The sequence below is a fragment of the Rhodovulum sp. MB263 genome, from assembly GCF_002073975.1.
Classification (GTDB): domain Bacteria; phylum Pseudomonadota; class Alphaproteobacteria; order Rhodobacterales; family Rhodobacteraceae; genus Rhodovulum.
In genome coordinates this window covers 1,094,881-1,115,884 of the sequence record NZ_CP020384.1, presented here as the reverse complement: position 1 = coordinate 1,115,884, position 21,004 = coordinate 1,094,881, and the positions used below count along the sequence as shown (strand labels likewise).

Below are 21,004 nucleotides of genomic sequence, written 5' to 3'. Positions count from 1 at the left end.
CAGCGCAGGCAGGTCCGTCATGGGGTTGGGCCTCGTGCCCATCCCCGGGATCAGTCGGGATCGGCCCATGACCTCGCCGAGAAACCCCATGGCCACAGAAAGCGTCGCCTCGCGGCCCCACCAAACCGACCGCGTATGGTCGCCCCTCGTACCGTCCGAAGGCCGCCTCCAGTCTATCGCGACGGGCGAGGGATCTTCATTTCACGACAAGGCGTTTTCCGCCATTGGTCCAAGGACAATGCCGGGCACCTCCGCTTCGCCGGATCGGGCGTGGGTGCATGACGGCCATTCATACGACGAGGGCCCGAACGGTTTCGCATGCCCCTCAAGGATCGCGACATGGCATGCCGATATTGCAGGACAGTCGCAGGAACGGTGACGTACTCGTGGCACCGCGAAGTCCGGGCGGCAGGGGGGGCACGGCTCAAGATGACCTCGCCCCACCCCGATGTCGCCGGTCTCATTATCCAGAGCGTTGCGGGCCTTCTGCCATTGCCTCCGGCTGGAGGAGCCATGCTTGCAGGCCCACCATTCATCCACATGACGGATCTCGACAGCGGTGCTGTCCACCGGCTGCTTCAGGGGTCTGCCCGCTTCACGCCTGCCGACTGAACGAGACCGAACAGTCCGGCCTCGGCCCTCCGGATCAGGCTCTCGACCGCCCAACCCGTTGCCCAAGAGCAAGGCCAAAGCCTCGGGACGGCTGCCGGACGACCAGCAACGACCGGTCAAAGCGCCTCGTCCCTCGGGGACATCGGAAGATTTCACAGGCCCGGATGGGAATTGGTGCCCCCAGAGAGATTTGAACTCCCGACCTTCGGTTTACAAAACCGCTGCACTACCGCTGTGCTATAGGGGCGACGCCGCCTCTCCTATCATGGCGGGGCGCAACCGCGCAAGCGGCGGCCGCGGCTCAGCGATTGGCGCGCGCCAGAAGCCCGACCGCCACCAGCCCCACCAGACAGACCAGAAGCGCCGCCGGAGAGGCATCGGCCAGATTCTCGAGGCTGGCCTTGTCATAGACCCGCGTTGCGAGGGTGTTGTAGTTGAAGGGCCGCAGCAGCAAGGTCGCCGGAAGCTCCTTGACGCAGTCGACGAAGACCAGAAGCAGCGCGGTCCCGACCGACGTCCGGATCAGCGGCAGATAGACCGCGGTCAGCGTGCCGCGCGCGCTGCGGCCAAGCGAGCGCGCCGCCATCGGCAGGCTCGGCGCGATCCGCCCCATTGCCGCATCGGCCGCCCCCTGCGCGATGGCGAAAAACCGCACCGCATAGGCATAGATGATGGCGAAAGCCGAGCCGGTCATCAGAAGCCCCGGATCGGTGCCGAACAGCCCGAGCCAGGTATCGGCCAGCGCATTATCGGCGGCCGCCATCGGGATCAGCAACCCCACCCCAAGCACCGCGCCCGGCGCCGCATAACCGATCGTCGTCACCGGCAAGAGCAGCCGCGGCAGCGCCCGGCCGGTCAGGCGCACGCCATAGACCAGGAAAAGCCCGGCCGCGACCGTCACGACCGCCGCGATACCGCCGACGCTGAGCGTATGGATCAGCGCCCGGAGCAGCCCCGGATCGGCCCAGCCTCCGCTATTGGCCAGCGCATGGCTGAGGATCACGCCCACGGGCAGCACGAAGCCGATGGCGACCGGCAACGCGCAGGCGGCGGTGGCGGCCCAGCCCGCAGCGCCCTCCAGCGGCACCGGCACCAGCGGACGGTGATGCCGGCCCAGATTGTGAAAGCGCAGATTGCGCCGGCTGACCTTCTCGAGCGCGACCAGCGCCAGGATCACCGCCAGGATCACCCCCGCGATCTGCGCCGCCCCCCCGGCATTGCCGCCCTCGAGCCAGACCGAGAAGATGCCGGCAGTCAGGGTCTGGACCGCGAAATACTCGACCACACCGAAATCGTTCACCGTCTCCATCATCGCGATGGCCGCTCCCGCGGCGATAGCAGGCCGCGCCAGCGGCAGTCCGACCCGCCAGAACAACGCCAGAGGCCCCGCGCCCAGCGCCCGGGCCACCTCGTAGGACGCCCCCGACTGCTCGCGGAAGGCCGCCCGCGACAGCAGGTAGACATAGGGATAAAGGGCTGCCGACAGCACCAGCACGGCCGCCCCGCGCGAGCGGATCTCGGGGAACCAGTAATCCTGTGCGTTGTTCCAGCCGAAGACCGTCCGGAGCCCGGTCTGCACCGGTCCGGCATATTCGAGGAAATCGACCAGCGCATAGGCGCCGACATAGGCCGGGATCGCCAGCGGCAGCAATAACAGCCATTCCAGCCAGCGCACCCCGGGAAAGCGGTACATCGAGACCAGCCAGGCCGCCCCCGCCCCCACCGCCGAGGCCAGCACCGCCACCCCGACCATTATCGTCACGGTGTTGCCCAGATAGCGCGGCAGCGTGGTCGAGATCAGATGCGGCCAGATATTCTCCTCTGGCGTCAGCGCCAGCACCAGGACCGACAGGATCGGCATAAGCACCAGCGCCGCGATCACCAGCGCGCCCAGCGACCAGGGGTCGGGCCGGAACCGGAGCCGGCGCGGCGGGCTTAGTTGAGAGATTTGGTCAGACATGGCGCCTTGCGTAGCGCAAAGCGCAAATCCTGTCCAGAATGCGCAACGTGGTCCTAACGCGGGCCCGCCTCCCGGATCTGGCCAGGACGGCCTTTCCCCGGCGCCGAGGCGCATTCCGGCCCCGGCCGGAGGAAAGACCGGCCGCCCGGAATGGCACCGGAAAGGCAAAGGCATCGCAGCGACTGCCGCGATGCCCGGGCGGCCTCATGGTGCCGCCATTGCAAGACAATGGGGTGTGGCCTGCGCCCGCATGCCTTCAGGCCATGCCCAGCGCTTCCTTGTAAAGCTCGAGGATCGCCTCTTCCTCGGCAATATCCTCCTTGTCGCGCTTGCGCAGTGAAATCACCTTGCGCATCACCTTGGTGTCATAGCCCCGCGCCTTGGCCTCGGCCATGACCTCCTTCTGCTGATCGGCGAGGTCCTTCTTCTCGGCCTCCAGCCGCTCGAACCGTTCGATGAACTGGCGCAGCTCGCCGGCGGTGACGCGGTAGCTGCTGTCGGCGGAACGGGTATCGTCCTGCTCGTCCTCGATCTCCATCGGGCCTGTGTCCTTCTGCTTGCTCGGGCTCCTGACGTAGCGAAGCCCCTTCTCAGCCGCAAGACCCTTGCGCGCGCCAGACGCTTGGACTAGGCGCGGGGTCGCCAATCCAGCGAGGAGGATGCAATGGAGGCTTTGATCTGGGCCGGAGCGGCCGTGTCGGTGCTGGGCCTTGCGGGCATCCTCTGGTGCATCCGCGACATGCTGGGCGCGCGCAACAGCGGCCTGCCGGAACCCGAGATGCGCGCCCGGCTGCAGAAGGCCGTGGCCAAGAACATGGCTGCGCTGGCGCTTTCTGCCATCGGGCTGATGATGGTCGTCGTCGGCATCATGCTGGGCTGAGCGCGCCCCGCCTTGGCGCGACCGCCGCTGCCAGATTGCGCCCGTTCTTGATCGCCTCGGCAATAAGCGGGTCCAGCTCCCAGATCCCGCCGCGCGGCCGCTCGGCAGCCATGTCGCGCAGGGTCTTGCGCAGCGACAGCAGCCCGGCCTCGTCCGCCGCCCGCATCGGTCCGCCACGCCAGCGTGCGACCCCGAGCCCATGGACCGCCGCCAGATCGAGCTCGGCCGCCGTGCTCACGCCCCCCCGCCCCAGCAACGCCGCCCCGGCCTGAACCATCCCGGCCAGCACCCGCGCCTGGATCTCCGCCCCGGCAAAGCTTCGCGGCGACCCGACCGCCAGGACCTCGCGCGCGGCGGCGACGATCTCGGCGACCTGGGGATCGGGCTCGGCCGTGCCACCCGCGCCGTAGCGGTAATAGCCCCGCCCGGCCAGATATCCCTCGCGCCCCTCGCGCACGAGCTGACCGGGGATCAGCACCGGCCGCAGCTCGGGATCGTCGCCCCCGGGCTGGCGACGGCGCAAGGCCAGCAGTTGCGGCAGCCCCACCCGGTCGGCCATGCGGTAGGGGCCAAGCGCCATGCCCCAGGCCTCCATCGCCGCATCGATCGCAGCCGGCGCGGCCCCGGCCTCGACCATGGCATCGGCCGCGTCCAAAGCCCCCAGCAACAGCACCAGCGACGGGCTTTCGCGCTCGGCCACCAGCACCAGCCGTTCGAGCCGCCGGGCCAGCGCGCCGAAAACCGCAACCGGGCGCGGCCCGCTGCGGGCCGAGCGGATCACCTCGGCCAGACGACAGCCCGGCAACGCCTCGGGCAAATGAAACCAGACCGTGTCGGCCTCGCGTCCGGCCGGGGCGCCGAGGGCCGAGGGGCTCGCCAGCGCGCCGGTCGCCGCCAGCACCGCCTCTGGCGCGGCCGCGCGGGCAAGGTCGGGAAACCGCGCCTGCCGCTCGTTCATCGTTCCGGATCCGGCCTCGATCACCACATCGCATCCGGTCAGCGCCGAGGGTCCGGGCCCCGCCGACAGCCGCGAGCGGTACCGCACCCGAGTCGCCTCGTCCCAGCCCGCGGCAAGCCGCGCGGCGTCGAGCAGTGACTCGATCCCGGCGATGCCAGGCGCGAGCGCGGCGGCATCCGGTGCGCCCAGCCGCACCGATGGCCCGGCCGTCAGAAGCGCCGCCCCCAGCGCCGCCGCAGACGGCCCCCAGCCCCAGATCCCGATCCGGCGCGGCCCGGGTTCGGCCGGGACGCACGCGCGGGCATTCAGAACATGCTCGGCCGCAGCCAGATGGCATAGCGCGCGATGGGCCGCACTGTCGCGGCAATCCTCGACCGCCGCCTCCTCGAAGGCCAGCGCCGCCGCGGCGGGCATCATGGCCGCAGCCTCGACGCAATCGAGAACCGCCCGCCCTGCCCGGACCGCCCCATCGGGACCGGGCCCGGCGCGCAACCGCTGCAACAAGGCCTGCAGCGCCCGGAAGTCCGGCATCGGCCGCGACAGGGCCGGGCGCGGTCCGGCACGCTCGGCCAGAAGCCCCAGCACGAAGCGCAGTCCCGCGGCATCCAGATCGCCGTCGACCAGTGCATCGAGAAGCCCGGCCTGGCGCGCACGGGCAGCACTCAGCGGCCGGGCCGAAAGCATCATCTCGAGCGCCGTCAGCGGATCGGTCAGACGCGGCAGCCGCGAGGTGGTTCCGGCCTGCGGCGGCAGGCCCAGCGCGATATCCGGCAGACAAAGCGCGGCCGCGCGCCTCGCCACGCGATAATGGCAGGCAAGCGCCAGTTCGCAGCCGGCCCCCGTGGCAGGCCCCGGCAGCAAGGCAATCACCGGCACCCCGGCCGCATCGATGCGCCTGCAGATCGCCCCCAGAGAGACCTCCGCTCCGGAGGGGGCGGAAGATGTCGAGACCGCCTCTGCGGAAAACACCGCGCCGCGTGCGGCGATCATCACCGCCCGCGTCGATCGTGCCGCAAGGGCCGCGGTCAGACCGGCATCAAGCGCATCGCGCAACGGCGCGGTCAGGGCATTCTCGGGCGGCGTATCGAGCACAAGGCGCACCACCCCCGGCGCCGGATGCTCCACCGCCAAGACAGGCGCCATCATTCCTTCCCCCGTCCGGCCAGACCCGGCACGGCGCGACCGCCCGGATCCGAATTCATCGCAGGCCCATTAGGGAACGGTCGGGGCAGAAAGGCAACAGCCCGCCGCCCCGGGACAGCCGCACGTGGCGCCGGAGCGGCAAGGTTTCAGACGGGCATGTCGTCGTAGAGATCGTCGGAATCGTCACCCTCGAGCTCCTGCTCGAGCCGCAGGATATCCTCGGGCACCGGCAGGCCAAGTGCACGCAGCTCGGCGATCTGGCCGCGCAACTCCTCCTGGAGCACGTGACGGTCCTCGGGCCGCTTCTCGATCTCTTCGAGGATCAGTGCGATCCCTGCCTTGAGCTGTTCGAACGCCATCCGTGTCTCCCCGTCATGGATGTGCAGGTTTGCGCGACCTCATGGGTCTCGTCATCCTGCTCGTCAGCCACCGCAGACGCAACGGCCCAAGGGCTGCAGCAGCCCTTGGTGCGCAAACGCCGACCGACCTGGCTGGCCACGGTTCCGCTGGCCAGAAGGCTCTCGATCCGGGTCCTGATCAGGACGCGGGTTTCCTCGGGGACGGCGCTTTTGGAACGTGCTGGCATATGGCTGTGTCGGCTCGTTTGGCTCATCGGGCGGTTCCTATACAGCGGCCCCTATCGGACGCAGATGCGGCAAAATGGCGTTGCGGGAACCGCATCCCGCCACTCAACGGCGCCATCCTCGCCGCAGCGCACGCAAAAACCGTAACTGCCCCCCTCGATTCGCGCGAGGGCTGCACAGCTCCGACGAAAGCCGGCCCTTCCCGAACGATCCATCCCCTCAAGAAATTCACCCTCATCATACTCAACCACAAGTTCAGCCCGGAGCCCGGCCTGACACAGGTCGCGTTCAGTCTCGATATCCTGGAGCCGTCCACACCCGCGCTGCCGGCCGCGCCAGCAACCGGCGCCTGCGCGCGCCCCGCCTCACCATGGTTCGCCCGGAGAATGCCCGGCCGGAGCCATGTGACATCATGGCGAAAAACCGGCATTGACACATGTCAAATCACGAAGGAACGCGCATTGCACCTCTGCGCAAAAGCCGCAATGCTGGGCTGGAACCATTGCACGAAAAGGGAACCGAACCGCCATGGCAGAAGACATGAACCGCAATGCCGAAGGGCAGGACCTGCCTCCGATGACGTGGCTGGACAAGGATTTCGCCGCAGCGCCGCAACCTGGAATTGAATATCTGGAAGCACTCGCGCAGGCAGGTTTCCGCTCAGTCATCTGCAACCGGCCCGATGAAGAGGTGGCGGCGGATGAGGGCGCCGCGGCGATGGAAGCGGCAGCGCGGGCGGCGGGGCTCGGCTTTGCCGCGATCCCGGTGCACCATGCGCCGATCACGCCCGCCATGATCGAGGCGCAGGCCCGGGCGATGGCGACGCTTCCCGGCCCTGTCTTCGCCTATTGCCGGGCCGGCTTCCGGTCTTCGGTGATCTGGGCGCTGGCCCAGGCCGGGCGGCAGCCGACGGAAGACATCATGGCCGCGCTGGACCGGGCGGGTTTCGCCATGCCGGGCCTGCGCGAGCAGATCGAGGAACTGGCGCGCGGGCGCTGACCCGGCCAGGGGCTTTTGCCGTCAGGCCGACACGGAGGGGAAGTCCTCCGACAGATCGAGCGGCGCCGCGCCAAACCCGTCCCCGTCGAGGCCATTTTCAAGCGCATTCTCGAGATCGCTGTCGAGCCCTGCCGGATCGAAGGGGAATTCCTCGCCCCCCAGATCAAGCCCGTCGGCCGGGAGCCCCTCGGCCGCGAAATCGAGACCGCCTTCGTCGTCCAGACCGAACCCCGGTTCGCCCATTGGCAGCGCGGAACCAAGCTGCGGCGCCTCGAAACCCGGCACCTCGGTGCCGCCACCTTCGCTGTCGAGCTTGATCGCCCGGTCGCCATGCGCCTGGCCCAGCCGCCCGCCCGCGATCACGACACCGCCCGGCCCTTCGAGCTGCACCGCCCTCAGCGCCGCGGCGGGGAGCGGGATCAGATCGCCAGGGCGGAACCGGGCGATGGCCGCGGCCGAAACGCGGCTGCGCCAGAGCACCGCGTTGAGCGAAAGCTCGGCACCGAGAACGCCTGCGCGCAGCGCCTCGGGCCAGGGCCGCGCGACATTCCCGGCGGTCCTGGGGCGAACGACCGGCGCCGCCTCGGGCAAGGCGATGATCAGCCCGCCCGCGCGACCGCGCCCGGCCACCAGCCTGAGCCGGTAAAGCCGGTAGCGTCCGGACGCCATGATCAGCGGCACATGGCGCGGATCCTCGATCCGGGCGCCCTGGGTATAACCACTGGCCCAGTCGACGCCGTCCGCCTCTTTCATGGCGCGGCCGAAACGTTCGAGCACCGGATCGGTCAGATCGGCCAGCACCGCCGCATCGGTCGCCGTCAATGTCCGTTCCGGCGGCGCGGTTTCGGACAGGAACCCGATCAGCCGCCATTCGAGCAGCGCCAGCGCCAGTTCGGAGGAATAGACCACGAGACCGAGCCGCCCGTCGGATGTGCGCAGAAGGATCGGCAACGCGTCCGGCCCGATCTCGGCCTCGATCTCGGGCAGGCCCGCCTTTTCGGCCTTGCACTCCTCGACCAGGGCGGTCAGCCCGAAGGCATCGCGCGTGGCCCGCGCCATCTCGAGCCGGAGCGCGGCCGCACCGTTATTGCCGCCCCCCCGGGCGCCGCCCAGCGACACCCGGTCTTCGCCGAGGATGCGTCGCAGGATTGCATGATGTCCGTTTTCCGCCATGTCGCGTCCGTTCTCGATCGCCGTTCCCGATGGGTTCTCTCCGGTGATAGACCGCTCAGGGTTTAGAAAGGGTTGCCTCTAAAATGCGACCGATTTCAGGCGGCGTCGGCACAGCCAAGGGGGAGCGTCACCCGGAAGGCGGCGCCGCCCTGCCCGGGCAGATAGACGATCGCGCCCCCGAGCCGCAGCATGATCTCACGGCAGATCGCCAGCCCCAGCCCGGCGCCGCCGGCCTTGCGCGGATCGGTCAGGCGCGAGAATTTCTCGAAGATGATCGACTGGCTGCGTTCAGGGATGCCGCTGCCATTGTCGACGAAATCGACCGCAACGGCGCCCTCTTCCTCGGTCACCGATATCGTCAGCACCGGCTCGGCGGCATCGCAGTATTTCTGCGCATTGGTGACGAGATTGATGAAGACCTGGCTCAGCCGGTCGCCATCGGTCACGAGCGCCACCTGCTCGGCCGCCGGATCGCGCCGGATCGTCATCGGCGCCCGCCCCGAGCCGCCGCCCCCGGATCCCCCTCCGGCCGCCGCGACCGAGCGGTCGAGCAGATCGGACAGGCTCACCGGTTGCGGATGCAGCGAGACCTGGCCGTTTTCCAGCACCGACAGATCCAGCAGGTCGTCGAGCAGCCGGGTGAGGCGCATGCTTTCCTGATGGATGATCCGGGAATAGTCGACCAGACGCTCGGGCGGGAGATCGTCGTTTTCCATCAGGATCTCGGAAAAGGCCCGGATCGAGGTCATCGGCGTGCGCAGCTCATGGCTGATCTGGCTGAGAAAGGCGTCCTTCTGCACCGACAGCGAGGTCAGCTTCTCGTTGACCTCGCGCAGCTGGCGCGCGGTGCGGGCAAGCTCTTCGGACTTGGCCTCGAGCTGGCTCGAATATTCCATCATCTGCGCGGTCTCGTCGGCGACCCTCATCAGATCCTCGACCGAGACCGAGGACCGACCGACGATCTGGCCGACCATCGCATGGGCCGTGGCCGCGCCCACCGATCCGGCCAGCTTGCGCTCCAGCCGTTGCAGGAATTCGGGGGTGGGGTCGGGCAGATAGCCCTGCTTGCCCTGATCGATGGCGGCCCGCTGGAACAGCCGCTGGGCATCGTCGGCGCCAAGGATGCGCTGCGCCATCAGCAAGAGGTCCTCGGCCTCGGCCCGCCCCTGGCTCCAGCCCTGCCCGGCCGGGGAATGATCGAAGACATTGACGAATTGCGCGGCCTGCAGCCGCTCCATCGGGCCGGGAAAATCGAGCATCGAGACCAGCGTGAAGGCCAGCGCATTGGCGCCCATCGAGAACACCACCGCATGGACCAGCGGATCGAGCCCGTCGAGCCCGAACAGCCCCTGCGGCCGCAGCCAGCCGATGCCCCAGGGGCCGTCGGCCAGCAGCCCCGCGCTCATGACGGCGCCCTCGCCGAAGCTGGGCAAAAACAGCGTATAGGCCCAGAGCGCGAAGCCAAAGGTCAGCCCGGCCAGTGCCCCGGCCCGGGTCGCGCCGCGCCACAGGATCCCGCCCAGCAGCGCCGGCAGGAACTGGGCCACCCCCGCGAAGGAGATCAGCCCGATCTCGGCCAGCGCCTCGCTGCCGCCGGTCAGCCGGTAGTAGAGATAGCCCAGAAGCAGCACGCCCCCGATCGAGAGCCGCCGCGCCCGCAGGACCAGCTTGCGCACATCGCCCGACATGGTGGCCCCCGCACGCGTCCAGTGCAGGAAAAGCGGCATGACGATGTGGTTCGAGACCATGGTCGAGAGCGCGATGGCCGCGACGATAACCATCGATGTGGCCGAGGAGAACCCGCCGAGGAAGGCCAGCGTCGCCAGCCCGTCCTGACCGCGGGCAAGCGGCAGGGTCAGCACGAAGAGATCGGGATTGGCGCCGGGCGGCATCTCGGCCAGACCGACCGCGGCGATGGGCACCACGAACAGGCTCATCAGGAAGACATAGGCCGGAAAGGCCCAGGCGGCGGTGGCCAGATGACGCTCGTCCTCGTTCTCGACCACCAGCACCTGGAACATCCGGGGCAGGGTCAGGATCGCGGCCCCGGCCAGGAAGGTCAGTCCGATCCAGCGGCCGGGCGCCAGCGGCATGCCCGCCAGCGGCGAGGCCTCGATCCGCGCCAGCGTCGCCTGGGCGCCGCCGCCGATGCCCCAGACCACGAAGAGCCCGACCGCCAGAAGCGCGACCAGCTTGACCGCGGCCTCGACCGCGATGGCGGTGACGACGCCGTGATGGCGCTCGTTGGCATCGAGGTTGCGGGTGCCGAAGATCACGGTGAAGACAGCCAGCCCGGCCGCCACGCTGAAGGCCGCGGCCTTCAGATCGGTGGGCTGCCAGGGCCCGTCGGCGCCCGCCGCGGCAAAGACCGCGAAGGACAGCGTCACCGATTGCAACTGAAGCGCGATATAGGGCGTCGTGCCCACCACCGCGATCAGGGTGACGATGACCCCCAGCATGTTCGACTTGCCGTAGCGCGACGAGATCAGATCGGCGATCGAGGTGATCCGCTGGGTCTTGCCGATCCGCACCAGCTTGCGCAGCGTCCACCACCAGCCGATCAGCACCAGTGTCGGCCCGAGATAGATCGTGGCGAATTCGAGCCCCGAGCGCGCGGCATAGCCGACAGCGCCGTAGAAGGTCCAGGCGGTGCAGTAGACCGACAGCGACAGCGTGTAGATCACGGGCGAACGCAGCCAGCCATTGGTGCCGCGCGCGCCGCGGCGCTCGGCCAGGAAGGCGACGCCGAACAGAAGCGCGACATAGACGAGACAGATCGCGACCAGCATGTCGAAGGCGATCATGGCGCCTCGCCGGAAGACTCGTCGGTCTCGCGCGGCACCGCGCGGATCAGGCGGGAGGACACGAAGGCCGAGGCGAGGATCAGCCAGAACCAGGCCGAGAACAGAAAGATCAGCATGCCCGAGCCGAGCCCCTCCTCGGCATCGAGCGCGGGGATCAGGAACAGCGCCGCCCCAAGCACCGGCAAAACCCGCGCCATGTCCGCGAGGCGACGCCGCCGGTATCCCTCGCGGGCCAGGAACAGCGGCGCGCGCGCCATCTCAGGCGCCCGTCAGTTCCCGCACCGAGGCCAGGACCTCGGTATTCGAGAACGGCTTGGCCATGAAGCGGCTCGCGCCCATCCGCTCGGCCAGGTCGCGATCCTTGACCTGCCCCTTGGCGGTCAGCATCAGCACCGGCAGCGCGCCGAGACCGGTATCCGAGCGGATGTCGCGCAGGATGTCGAAGCCCGACCGGCCCGGCAGCATCACGTCGAGGATCACGATATCGGGGCGGGTCTCGGCGACGCGGGCGAAGGCGGTGGTGCCATCGGCATGGGTGTCGACGCGCCAGCCGTCCCGGGCCAGAATGAAGCGGATCGCCTCGATGATGTTCGGTTCGTCCTCGATCAGCAGGACACGCTTGTCCATCCCCGGTCCCTTCCCTCCCCGTGCGGGCGTTCGCGCCCCGCTTGTGTCCCGACTATCATGCCAAAGCCCCGCCCTGTCAAAACCCCTGCTCAGAAGCCATCGGCCAGGATCGAGGGCTCGCGCCGGGCGACGCAGCCCCGGCGCGGGCAGATCCGGCAGGACGTGCCCACCGGCTGCGGCGCCAGGCGCGGCAGAGCGACCGTGCCCTCGGGCAGGATCAGCATCGCCGCCTCGAGCACCTGCGGCCCGTCGAACCCCGCCGCCAGTGCCGGCTGGCAGATCGCATAGGTCAGGAAACGCTGCGGCGCCGCGCCGCCCAGCTCGACCACCGCCCGCACCGGCGCCATCGGCCGCGACAATGCCTGATACAACGGCCAGAGCGGACAGGCCGCGCCGAAGCGGGGCAGCGCGAAGCCCTCGACCGGCTTGCGGAAGGTCAGCGTGCCCGAGCCGTCGCAGGCCACCAGCCCGACCGACCCGCCCGCGCGCTCTGCGGGCAGCGCGGCCAGCCGGCGAAAGGTCGCGCCCGGATCGACGCCGAAGGCCTGGGCCAGCGCGCCCGGATCGAGCCCGGCGCCGCGCGCGGCCTCGGCGAAGCGCTGCAGCGGCATCAGCTCGGCATCGCGGCGGTAGCGTTTCAGATGCGCCAGTGCCAGCTCGCGTGCGGGGGCCGAGGTCAGCTCGCGCGCCTCGGCCACGATCCGCGCCGGATCGGGCGGCAGGCTGCGCTCGAGCTCTGGCAGATGCCAGTCGCGCGCCCGCAGGAAAGCCTCGACTTCCTCTTGCGGCGAGGATTGCACGCCCGGATCTTCCGTGCCCTCGTCGAGATAGGCCACCAGCGCCTGCGCCCCTTCGGCCAGACGACGGCTGTCATCGCTGAGATTGCGGTGGAAGCGGCGCTGCCACTCGGCGTCGATATCCTCGGTATCGGCCAGGATCGCCGCGGTCGAGCGGATCGAGGTCACCGCCGAGATCACCTCGTGCAGCGAGGCCGACAGGAACGGGTCATGGGTCATCCGGTCGGTCAGCATCTCGACCGTGCGCTCGAGCTCGCGCACCCGGCGGTGGCGCTCGGCGAGCAGCCCCGCCCAGCCCGGGAACCGGCCCGCGAATTCCTCGATCCGGGGCAGATCGGCCTCGGCCGCATCCTGACCCGCCGCCGCCTCGCGCAGGGTCTCGATCAGCGCCGCACCGGCGCCTTCGGTCAGCGCCGAGGCCTCGACATCGAGGTTGCGGGCGATCTCGACCAGAAGCTTGCCGCCGATTCTGCGGCGATTATGCTCGATCAGATTGAGATAGGACGGGGATATTCCGGCCATTCTGGCCAGATCGGCCTGTCGCATGCCGATCATCGTCCGGCGTTCGCGAATCCTGGTCCCGGTCAGGGCGCTGCGCGGCATCCGAAAATCCTTATTTTTGCCAAGGGCTTTCTGCGACTGCACGACAATTTCTTTACGCCACCCTCTATGGACCTGTGTAATTGTTTACAAAAAAATCAAGCGCAGAAAAGCAGTTGTTGCCATGTTTTCGCAGCGCCCCCGATACTGGGGATGCTTTGTAAAGAGCCGGTCCCCGAGCAAGAGGAGGCAGGGGACCGACATTCAAGCATCACGGGAGGATGCCCATGACCAGACCGACCCTGACACGCCGTGGCGTGATCAAGACCGGGGCCTATGCCGGAGCGGGCCTTGCGCTGCCCACGATCTTCACCTCGCGGGCCCGCGCCTTCACCAATGCGCCCAGCGGCAGCACCGTCAAGTTCGGCTTCAACGTCCCGCAGACCGGCCCCTATGCCGATGAGGGGCTCGACGAGCTTCGCGCCCAGGAGCTGGCGGTCGAGCATCTGAACGGCATGGGCGATGGCGGCATGCTGAACACCTTCAGCTCGAAGGCGCTCGACGGCACCGGCATCCTTGGCAAGCAGGTCGATTACGTGACCGGCGATACCCAGACCAAGTCGGATGCCGCCCGCGCCTCGGCCAAGGCGATGATCGAGAAGGACGGCGTCGTCATGATCAATGGCGGCTCGTCCTCGGGCGTCGCGGTCGCGGTGCAGGGCCTCTGCCAGGAGGCCGGCATCATCTTCATGGCGGGCCTGACCCATTCCAACGACACCACCGGCAAGGACCGCAAGAAGAACGGCTTCCGCCACTTCTTCAACGCCTACATGTCGGGCGCGGCGCTGGCGCCGGTACTCGAGAAGGCCTATGGTACCGACCGCCGCGCCTATCACCTGACCGCCGATTACACCTGGGGCTACACCCAGCAGGAATCGATCCAGGCCTCGACCGAGGCGATCGGCTGGCAGACCGTCAACAACGTCTTGACCCCGGTCGGCGCGGGCGATTTCTCGTCCTATATCGCGCCGGTGCTGAACTCGGGCGCCGATGTGCTGGTCCTGAACCATTACGGCGGCGACATGATCAACTCGATCACCCAGGCGGTGCAGTTCGGCCTGCGCGACAAGCAGGTCAACGGCAAGAATTTCGAGATCGTGGTGCCGCTTTATTCAGAGCTGATGGCCGAGGGCGCGGGCGACAACATCAAGGGCGTCTACGGCTCGATGAACTGGAACTGGCAGCTGTCCGACCCGGGCACCAAGGCCTTCGTCAAGTCCTTCGGCGAGAAATACGGCCGTCCGCCGTCGAACTCGGCCCATACCTGCTATGTCCAGACCCTGCTTTACGCCGATGCGGTGGCCCGCGCGGGCTCGTTCGACCCCTGCGCGGTGGCCGAGGCGCTGGAAGGCTTCGAATTCGACGGCATGGGCAACGGCCCGGTCCTTTACCGTGCAGAGGACCATCAGTGCTTCAAGGACGTGCTGGTCATGAAGGGCAAGGACGACCCCTCGACCAAATACGACATCCTCGAGATCGTCGAGGTGACGCCGGTCGATCACGTCACCTATCCCCCGGATCATCCCATGTTCGGCGGCGCCGAGGCGACCCTCGGCCAGTGCAACAACGGCGCCTGAGCGCCCGCCCCCTTGCCTGACATACTACCGGCCGGGCCGCGCCCTTCGCGCGTGGTCCGGACCGCGCCCCGGACCCGGCGGGTCCGACGCTCCCTCAATGCACGGATGGGACCATGGACGCCATTATCCTTCAAATCCTGAACGGGCTCGACAAGGGCTCGGCCTATGCGCTGATCGCGCTGGGGCTTACGCTGATCTTCGGCACGCTGGGGGTCGTGAACTTCGCCCATGGCGCGCTGTTCATGATCGGCGCCTTCTGCGCGGTCTCGATGCAGCGCCTGCTGAGCCTGTCCTATGAAGAGATCGACCCGACCCGCACCGACTTTCTCGGCAATCCGCTGAAGGTCGAGGTGCCCTATGTCGAACACTGGTTCGGCCCCGGGATGGGCGGCGCGATCATCGACTGGTCGGTGCCCTTCGCGATCCTGCTGGCGATCCCGGTGATGATCGCGCTCGGCTTCGCGATGGAGCGCGGGCTGATCAAGCATTTCTACAAGCGCCCACATGCCGACCAGATCCTGGTGACCTTCGGTCTCGCGATCGTGCTGCAGGAGATCGTCAAGTATTTCTTCGGCGCCAATCCGATCCAGACCGGCGCGCCGCCGGCCTTCTCGGGCAGCTTCGATTTCGGCACGCTTCTGGGCTTCGACCCCAATATCATCATCTATCCCTACTGGCGGATGGTCTATTTCCTGTTCTCGCTGGCAATCATCGGCGGCGTCTTCGCCTTTTTGCAATTCACCACCTTCGGCATGGTGGTCCGCGCGGGCATGGCCGACCGCGAGACGGTGGGCCTGCTGGGCATCGACATCGACCGCCGCTTCACGCTGATGTTCGGGCTCGCGGCCGCCGTGGCGGGGCTGGCGGGCGTGATGTACACGCCGATCCTCGCGCCGAATTATCACATGGGGATGGATTTCCTCGTGCTCAGCTTCGTCGTCGTCGTCGTCGGAGGCATGGGCTCGCTGCCCGGCGCGGTGCTGGCGGGCTTCATGCTGGGCATCCTGCAAAGCTTCGCCTCGATGAACGAGGTGAAAAGCCTGATCCCCGGCATCGACCAGGTGATCATCTACCTCGTGGCAATCGTGATCCTGCTGACCCGGCCGCGCGGGCTGATGGGCCGCAAGGGCGTGATGGAGGACTGACCCAATGTTCGGACTGAGTGCCAGAGATACCCGTTTCCTGCTGATCGTGATCGCGCTGACCCTGCTGACCCCGATCCTGTTGCAACCCTTCCCCGAAGGCTCCAGCCTTGCCCAGTTCAACGCGGGCTATCCCGACCTGATGCAGAAATTCGCGATCTTCGGGATCTTCGCCATCGGCTTCAACATCCTGTTCGGGCTGACAGGCTATCTGTCCTTCGGCCATGCCGCCTTCCTGGGGGTGGGCTCCTACACGGTGGTCTGGATGTACAAGCTTCTGGGCTACAACGTGCTGCCGGGGCTTTTGCTCTCGGTGGTGATCTCGGCCGCCTTCGCGCTTCTGATCGGCTTCATCTCGCTGCGCCGCTCGGGCATCTATTTCTCGATCCTGACGCTGGCCTTTGCGCAGATGAGCTACAACCTCGCCTATTCGGTGCTGACGCCGATCACCAATGGCGAGACCGGGCTGCAGGTCTATGCCAGCGACCCGCAGATCCTGGCCACCGGCGGCGCGCCCAGCAGCCCGCACCTGTTCGGGCTGGTGATGCGGGACTCGGCACAGCTGAACCTCGGCGGCTGGGTCTTCACCTTCAATATCGGCTATTATTTCTGCGCGCTGATGGCGATCCTGGCCTTCTATATCAGCCTGAGGATCTTCCGCTCGCCCTTCGGGATGATCCTGCGTGCGATCAAGACCAACCAGACCCGGATGAACTATACCGGGCTCAATTCGCGGCCCTACACGCTGGCGGCCTTCGTGATCTCGGGCATGTATGCCGGGCTTGCGGGCGGACTGCTGGCGGCGATGGACCCGCTGGCAGGAGCCGAGCGGATGCAGTGGACCGCCTCGGGCGAGGTCGTCCTGATGACCATTCTCGGCGGCGCCGGCACCCTGATGGGGCCGGTGCTGGGGGCGGGCTTCATCAAGTATTTCGAGAACATCTTCTCGAAGATCAACGATGGCGTCCTGCATTCCTGGTTCGCGGTCCTGCCCGACGGGCTCGAGGATTTCGTGGTCGCCTGTTTCCACCCCTTCGTGGGCAAGGGCTGGCACCTGACGCTGGGCATCCTGTTCATGCTGGTGGTGATCTTCCTGCCCGGCGGGCTGGTCGAGGGGATGCAGCGGCTGCGGAACCTGTTCCGGCGCCGGCACAAGACCGGCGGGCCGCGGCGGAAGGATCCCGAGCACCGCCCCCACACCCCCCCGCATGTGGCCGAATGAGGAGAACGAGCGATGGGCATTCTTGAAGTCAAGGGCGTGAACAAGCGCTTCGGGGGCTTGCAGGCTCTGGGAGACGTCAACCTCTCGGTCGCCGAGAACAGCGTGCATGCGATCATCGGGCCGAACGGGGCGGGCAAGTCGACGCTTCTGAACTGCCTCGTCGGCAAGCTGATCCCCGATACCGGATCGGTGATGTTCGACGGCCAGTCGGTGCTGGGGCGCAAGCCGCACGAAATCAACCAGATGGGCATCTCGCGGGTGTTCCAGACCCCCGAGATCTTCGGCGACCTGACGGTGCTGGAAAATATCCTGATCCCCTGTTTCGCCAAGCGCGACGGGGCCTTCCGGATGCATGCCTTCGAGACGGTGGCGCATGAAAAGGACATCATGGCCCGGGCCGAACAGATGCTCGAGGACGTCCATATGCTCGACAAGTCGGGCATGCAGGCCGCAAGCCTCTCGCGCGGCGACAAGCGGCGGCTCGAGATGGCGATGTGCCTGGTGCAGGAACCGCGGCTCCTGCTGCTCGACGAGCCGACCGCCGGCATGGCGCGGGCCGATACCAACAACACCATCGACCTGCTGAAAGAGATCAAGGCCACCCGCAACATCACCCTGGCGATCATCGAGCATGACATGCATGTCGTGTTCAGCCTCGCCGACCGGATCACGGTTCTGGCCCAGGGCACGCCCCTGGTCGAGGATGTGCCCGAGAAGATCAAGGGCCATCCGAAAGTGCAGGAAGCCTATCTGGGCCAGGCCCATTGAGGAGGACCGGATGAACGTCAAACCCGATTTCAACAAGAACGCGAACCAGGCCGCGACGGCACCGGCCTTCCTGTCGGTCTATGACCTGCATGCCTATTACGGCGAAAGCTACATCGTGCAGGGCGTCAGCTTCAACGTCCACGAGGGCGAGATCCTGGCGCTTCTGGGCCGGAACGGCGCGGGCAAGACCTCGACCTTGCGCGCCATCGCCCGGCTGGCGAGCCCCCAGCTCACCTATGGCGAGATCTGGCTCGACCATGCGCCCCTGCACAGCATGGCCGCGCATCAGGCCAGTGCGGCGGGTCTGGGGCTGGTGCCGGAGGACCGCCGGATCATTCCCGGCCTCACCGTCGAGGAGAACCTGCAGCTTGCCCAGATCGTGCCGCCGGTGGGCTGGACGATCGAACGGCTTTACGATCTTTTTCCCCGGCTCGGCGAACGCCGCAAGCAGGAGGGCGTGACGCTCTCGGGCGGCGAACAGCAGATGCTGGCCATCGCCCGGGCCCTGGCGCGCGACATCAAGGTACTGCTGCTCGACGAGCCTTATGAGGGGCTTGCACCGGTCATTGTTGACGAAATCGAAAAAACACTCGTTCATATCAAGGAACAGGGCATCACGACCGTCATAGTTGAGCAGAACGCGATCCGGGCCTTGGAACTTTCGGATCGCGCCGTCATACTCGATACAGGCCAGATCGTTTTCGACGGATCGGCCGCCGAGGTCCTGAACAACGCCGAATTGAGGGCGGAATACCTCGCGATCTAGACCGCACGCCCCGGAAAGAAGGGCGGCGGCCCCGCTACAGGATAAAGTCAGTCAGAGGGAGTTCTGGAGATGACTGAGCATGTTTACCCGCCGGACCCGGATTTCGTGTCGGGCGCGCATATCGACTCGGCGAAATATGATGCGATGTACCGTCGCTCGGTCGAGGACCCGGAGGGGTTCTGGGGCGAGCACGGGCAGCGGCTGGACTGGATCAAACCCTATACCGAGGTCAAGCGCAGCACCTTCAAGATGGGGCAGGTCGAGATCCACTGGTTCCGGGACGGGACGCTGAACGTGGCCTCGAACTGCATCGACCGCCATCTGAGAACCCGGCGCGATCAGGATGCGATCATCTTCGTGCCCGACGAGCCCGACGCGCCGGTCCGGCACATCACCTATCGCGAGCTGCACGAGAAGGTGAACCGGATGGCCAATGTCCTGCTGAGCCAGGGCGTGATGCGGGGCGACCGCGTGGTCATCTACATGCCGATGATCCCCGAAGCGGCCTATGCGATGCTGGCCTGCGCCCGGATCGGGGCGATCCATTCGGTGGTCTTCGCGGGCTTCTCGGCCGATGGTCTCGCGAACCGGATCAACGATTGCGGCGCCAAGGTCGTCATCACCGCAGATACCGCCCCCCGGGGCGGGCGCAAGACCGCGCTGAAATCGAATGCCGATGCCGCGCTACTGCACTGCTCGGACAAGGTACGCTGCATGGTCGTCAAGCACACGGGCGACCAGACCTCCTGGATCCAGGGCCGCGATGTCGATGTGCTGCAACTGATGGAGCATGCCAGCCCCGACTGCCCGCCGCGCGAGCTGGCCGCGGAGCATCCGCTCTTCATCCTCTACACCTCGGGCTCGACCGGCAAGCCCAAGGGCGTGGTGCATTCCTCGGGCGGCTATCTCGCCTATGCCGCGATGACCCATGAATACACCTTCGACTATCACGAGGGCGACGTGTTCTGGTGCACCGCCGATGTCGGCTGGGTCACCGGCCACAGCTACATCGTCTATGGCCCGCTCGCCAATGGCGCGACCACCGTGATGTTCGAGGGCGTGCCGACCTATCCCGATGCGGGCCGGTTCTGGCAGATCTGCCAGGACCTGAAGGTCAACCAGTTCTACACCGCCCCCACCGTGATCCGGGCGCTGATGGGCCAGGGCACCGAGTGGGTCGAGAAATATGATCTCTCGAGCCTCAAGGTGCTGGGCTCGGTCGGCGAGCCGATCAACCCCGAGGCCTGGGAATGGTACAACGAACATGTGGGCCAGGGCCGCTGCCCGATCGTCGACACCTGGTGGCAGACCGAGACCGGCGGCCATCTGCTGACGCCGCTGCCCGGCGCCACCCCGACCAAGCCCGGCTCGGCGACCCGGCCCTTCTTCGGGGTGCAGCCGGTGGTGCTGGAACCGGAATCGGGCCGCGAGATCGACAGCACCGAGGCCGAGGGCGTGCTCTGCCTCAAGGACAGCTGGCCCGGGCAGATGCGCACGATCTGGGGCGATCACGACCGCTTCCAGGAGACCTATTTCAGCCATTACAAGGGCTATTACTTCTCGGGCGACGGCTGCAGGCGCGATGCCGACGGCTATTACTGGGTCACCGGCCGGGTCGATGACGTGATCAACGTCTCGGGCCACCGGATGGGCACGGCCGAGGTGGAATCGGCCCTTGTCGCCCACCAGGCGGTGGCCGAGGCCGCGGTGGTGGGCTATCCGCATGAGCTGAAGGGCCAGGGCATCTACGCCTATGTGACGCTGATGAACGGGGTCGAGGCGACCGACGCGCTCCGCAAGGAGCTCGAGAAATGGGTCCGCACCGAGATCGGCCCGATCGCCAAGCCCGACATCATCCAATGGGCGCCGGGCCTTCCCAAGACCCGCTCGGGCAAGATCATGCGCCGCATCCTCAGGAAGATCGCCGAGAACGATTTCGGCTCCCTCGGCGACATCTCGACCCTCGCCGACCCCTCCGTCGTCGAGGAGCTCATCGACAACAGGATGAACAAGGACTGACCGGATCCTCTACCCGAAGACAAGGGCCGGTGGCGATCCACCGGCCCTTGTCTTGTTCCGCCGATCCTCCCCCGCCGCGACAACGACAGGGCCGACTGCCGGCAAGGATCTCGCGGGCGCCCGTCCAGGCTTTCGCCCGGGCGCTCAGCAGCCCGGCGCCGTGACCGTGGCCATCTCGCTGATATTGCTGACCCCGGGCTCGCATTCCTCCGGCTCCCCGGCACAGCCCGCCAGCACCGCCATCAGCCCCATCCCGAGCACCAGCCCCGGCAGTTTCTTGCATTTCCGCATGTCTCTCTCCCTTTCAGCGACGGCGATCCGGCTCCGCCGGACCTGAACTGCACGGTCGAGTAAATCACATTCGCGCATCCGA

18 protein-coding genes, 1 tRNA gene and 1 pseudogene are annotated in these 21,004 nt (G+C 67.4%); 8 read left to right on the top strand and 12 right to left on the bottom strand.

Annotated elements, in window-relative coordinates; genetic code table 11:
* Positions 1-784: 784 nt before the first annotated feature.
* The 3 genes from B5V46_RS05375 to B5V46_RS05365 form a co-directional block, all read right to left on the bottom strand.
* Positions 785-859 (bottom strand) — tRNA-Thr (locus tag B5V46_RS05375).
* A gap of 54 nt (positions 860-913) precedes the next feature.
* On the bottom strand, positions 914-2,572 hold the full coding sequence (locus B5V46_RS05370) for an iron ABC transporter permease (protein ID WP_080615637.1): 1,659 nt from the start codon (positions 2,570-2,572) through the stop codon (positions 914-916).
* A 256-nt stretch (positions 2,573-2,828) separates the two neighbouring features.
* Entirely contained in the window at positions 2,829-3,110 is a 282-nt protein-coding gene (locus B5V46_RS05365) for a DUF2312 domain-containing protein (RefSeq protein WP_042460048.1), read from the bottom strand.
* A 126-nt stretch (positions 3,111-3,236) separates the two neighbouring features.
* On the opposite strand from B5V46_RS05365, the gene B5V46_RS05360 reads away from it, so the two are divergent.
* Positions 3,237-3,452: a hypothetical protein gene (locus B5V46_RS05360; RefSeq protein WP_080615636.1), complete on the top strand. Its 216-nt coding sequence runs from the start codon at positions 3,237-3,239 to the stop codon at positions 3,450-3,452.
* Here B5V46_RS05360 and B5V46_RS05355 read toward each other — a convergent pair.
* Together B5V46_RS05355 and B5V46_RS05350 are read right to left on the bottom strand one after the other, a co-directional pair.
* Entirely contained in the window at positions 3,439-5,556 is a 2,118-nt protein-coding gene (locus B5V46_RS05355) for an enoyl-CoA hydratase/isomerase family protein (protein WP_080615635.1), read from the bottom strand. The genes B5V46_RS05360 and B5V46_RS05355 overlap by 14 nt on opposite strands.
* Before the next feature lie 143 nt (positions 5,557-5,699).
* The gene (locus B5V46_RS05350; RefSeq protein WP_080615634.1) at positions 5,700-5,912 is read right to left on the bottom strand and encodes a hypothetical protein; all 213 of its coding nucleotides are present in this window, start codon (positions 5,910-5,912) and stop codon (positions 5,700-5,702) included.
* 753 nt (positions 5,913-6,665) lie between these two features.
* Here B5V46_RS05350 and B5V46_RS05345 point away from each other — a divergent pair.
* Positions 6,666-7,136: a TIGR01244 family sulfur transferase gene (locus tag B5V46_RS05345; protein WP_231119241.1), complete on the top strand. Its 471-nt coding sequence runs from the start codon at positions 6,666-6,668 to the stop codon at positions 7,134-7,136.
* Between the two features lie 21 nt (positions 7,137-7,157).
* On the opposite strand, the gene B5V46_RS05340 is transcribed toward B5V46_RS05345, so the two are convergent.
* The 6 genes and pseudogenes from B5V46_RS05340 to B5V46_RS20795 all read right to left on the bottom strand — a co-directional run.
* Entirely contained in the window at positions 7,158-8,309 is a 1,152-nt protein-coding gene (locus B5V46_RS05340; RefSeq protein ID WP_080615633.1) for a FliM/FliN family flagellar motor switch protein, read from the bottom strand.
* Positions 8,310-8,404: 95 nt separating this feature from the next.
* Complete coding sequence (locus tag B5V46_RS05335; RefSeq protein WP_155773956.1) at positions 8,405-11,113, bottom strand: ATP-binding protein; 2,709 nt, start codon at positions 11,111-11,113, stop codon at positions 8,405-8,407.
* Positions 11,110-11,370, bottom strand: a complete 261-nt coding sequence (locus tag B5V46_RS05330) for a hypothetical protein (protein ID WP_080615632.1) — start codon at positions 11,368-11,370, stop codon at positions 11,110-11,112. The genes B5V46_RS05335 and B5V46_RS05330 overlap by 4 nt, the downstream gene beginning before the upstream one ends.
* A 1-nt stretch (position 11,371) precedes the next feature.
* Entirely contained in the window at positions 11,372-11,740 is a 369-nt protein-coding gene (locus B5V46_RS05325; RefSeq protein WP_080615631.1) for a response regulator transcription factor, read from the bottom strand.
* An 89-nt stretch (positions 11,741-11,829) separates the two neighbouring features.
* On the bottom strand, positions 11,830-12,756 hold the full coding sequence (locus B5V46_RS05320; protein WP_369822835.1) for a short-chain fatty acyl-CoA regulator family protein: 927 nt from the start codon (positions 12,754-12,756) through the stop codon (positions 11,830-11,832).
* A gap of 189 nt (positions 12,757-12,945) precedes the next feature.
* Positions 12,946-13,140 (bottom strand): annotated as a pseudogene (locus tag B5V46_RS20795) (helix-turn-helix domain-containing protein); the annotation flags it as partial.
* Between the two features lie 224 nt (positions 13,141-13,364).
* On the opposite strand from B5V46_RS20795, the gene B5V46_RS05315 reads away from it, so the two are divergent.
* From B5V46_RS05315 to acs, 6 genes are all read left to right on the top strand, one after another.
* A complete protein-coding gene (locus B5V46_RS05315) occupies positions 13,365-14,714 on the top strand; it encodes a substrate-binding protein (protein WP_080617960.1) in 1,350 nt (449 codons plus the stop codon).
* A gap of 113 nt (positions 14,715-14,827) precedes the next feature.
* The gene (locus B5V46_RS05310; protein WP_080615629.1) at positions 14,828-15,859 is read left to right on the top strand and encodes a branched-chain amino acid ABC transporter permease; all 1,032 of its coding nucleotides are present in this window, start codon (positions 14,828-14,830) and stop codon (positions 15,857-15,859) included.
* 4 nt (positions 15,860-15,863) lie between these two features.
* Positions 15,864-17,078: a branched-chain amino acid ABC transporter permease gene (locus B5V46_RS05305; protein ID WP_080615628.1), complete on the top strand. Its 1,215-nt coding sequence runs from the start codon at positions 15,864-15,866 to the stop codon at positions 17,076-17,078.
* A 12-nt stretch (positions 17,079-17,090) separates the two neighbouring features.
* Positions 17,091-17,846, top strand: coding sequence for an ABC transporter ATP-binding protein (locus B5V46_RS05300; RefSeq protein ID WP_080615627.1), 756 nt, complete (start codon positions 17,091-17,093; stop codon positions 17,844-17,846).
* Between the two features lie 10 nt (positions 17,847-17,856).
* Positions 17,857-18,612 carry an ABC transporter ATP-binding protein gene (locus tag B5V46_RS05295; protein ID WP_080615626.1) on the top strand — a complete coding sequence of 252 codons (756 nt, stop codon included), beginning with the start codon at positions 17,857-17,859 and terminating at the stop codon, positions 18,610-18,612.
* 69 nt (positions 18,613-18,681) lie between these two features.
* On the top strand, positions 18,682-20,631 hold the full coding sequence (gene acs, locus B5V46_RS05290) for an acetate--CoA ligase (RefSeq protein WP_080615625.1): 1,950 nt from the start codon (positions 18,682-18,684) through the stop codon (positions 20,629-20,631).
* A 144-nt stretch (positions 20,632-20,775) separates the two neighbouring features.
* On the opposite strand, the gene B5V46_RS19650 is transcribed toward acs, so the two are convergent.
* On the bottom strand, positions 20,776-20,922 hold the full coding sequence (locus tag B5V46_RS19650) for a hypothetical protein (RefSeq protein ID WP_155773955.1): 147 nt from the start codon (positions 20,920-20,922) through the stop codon (positions 20,776-20,778).
* Positions 20,923-21,004 lie beyond the last annotated feature (82 nt).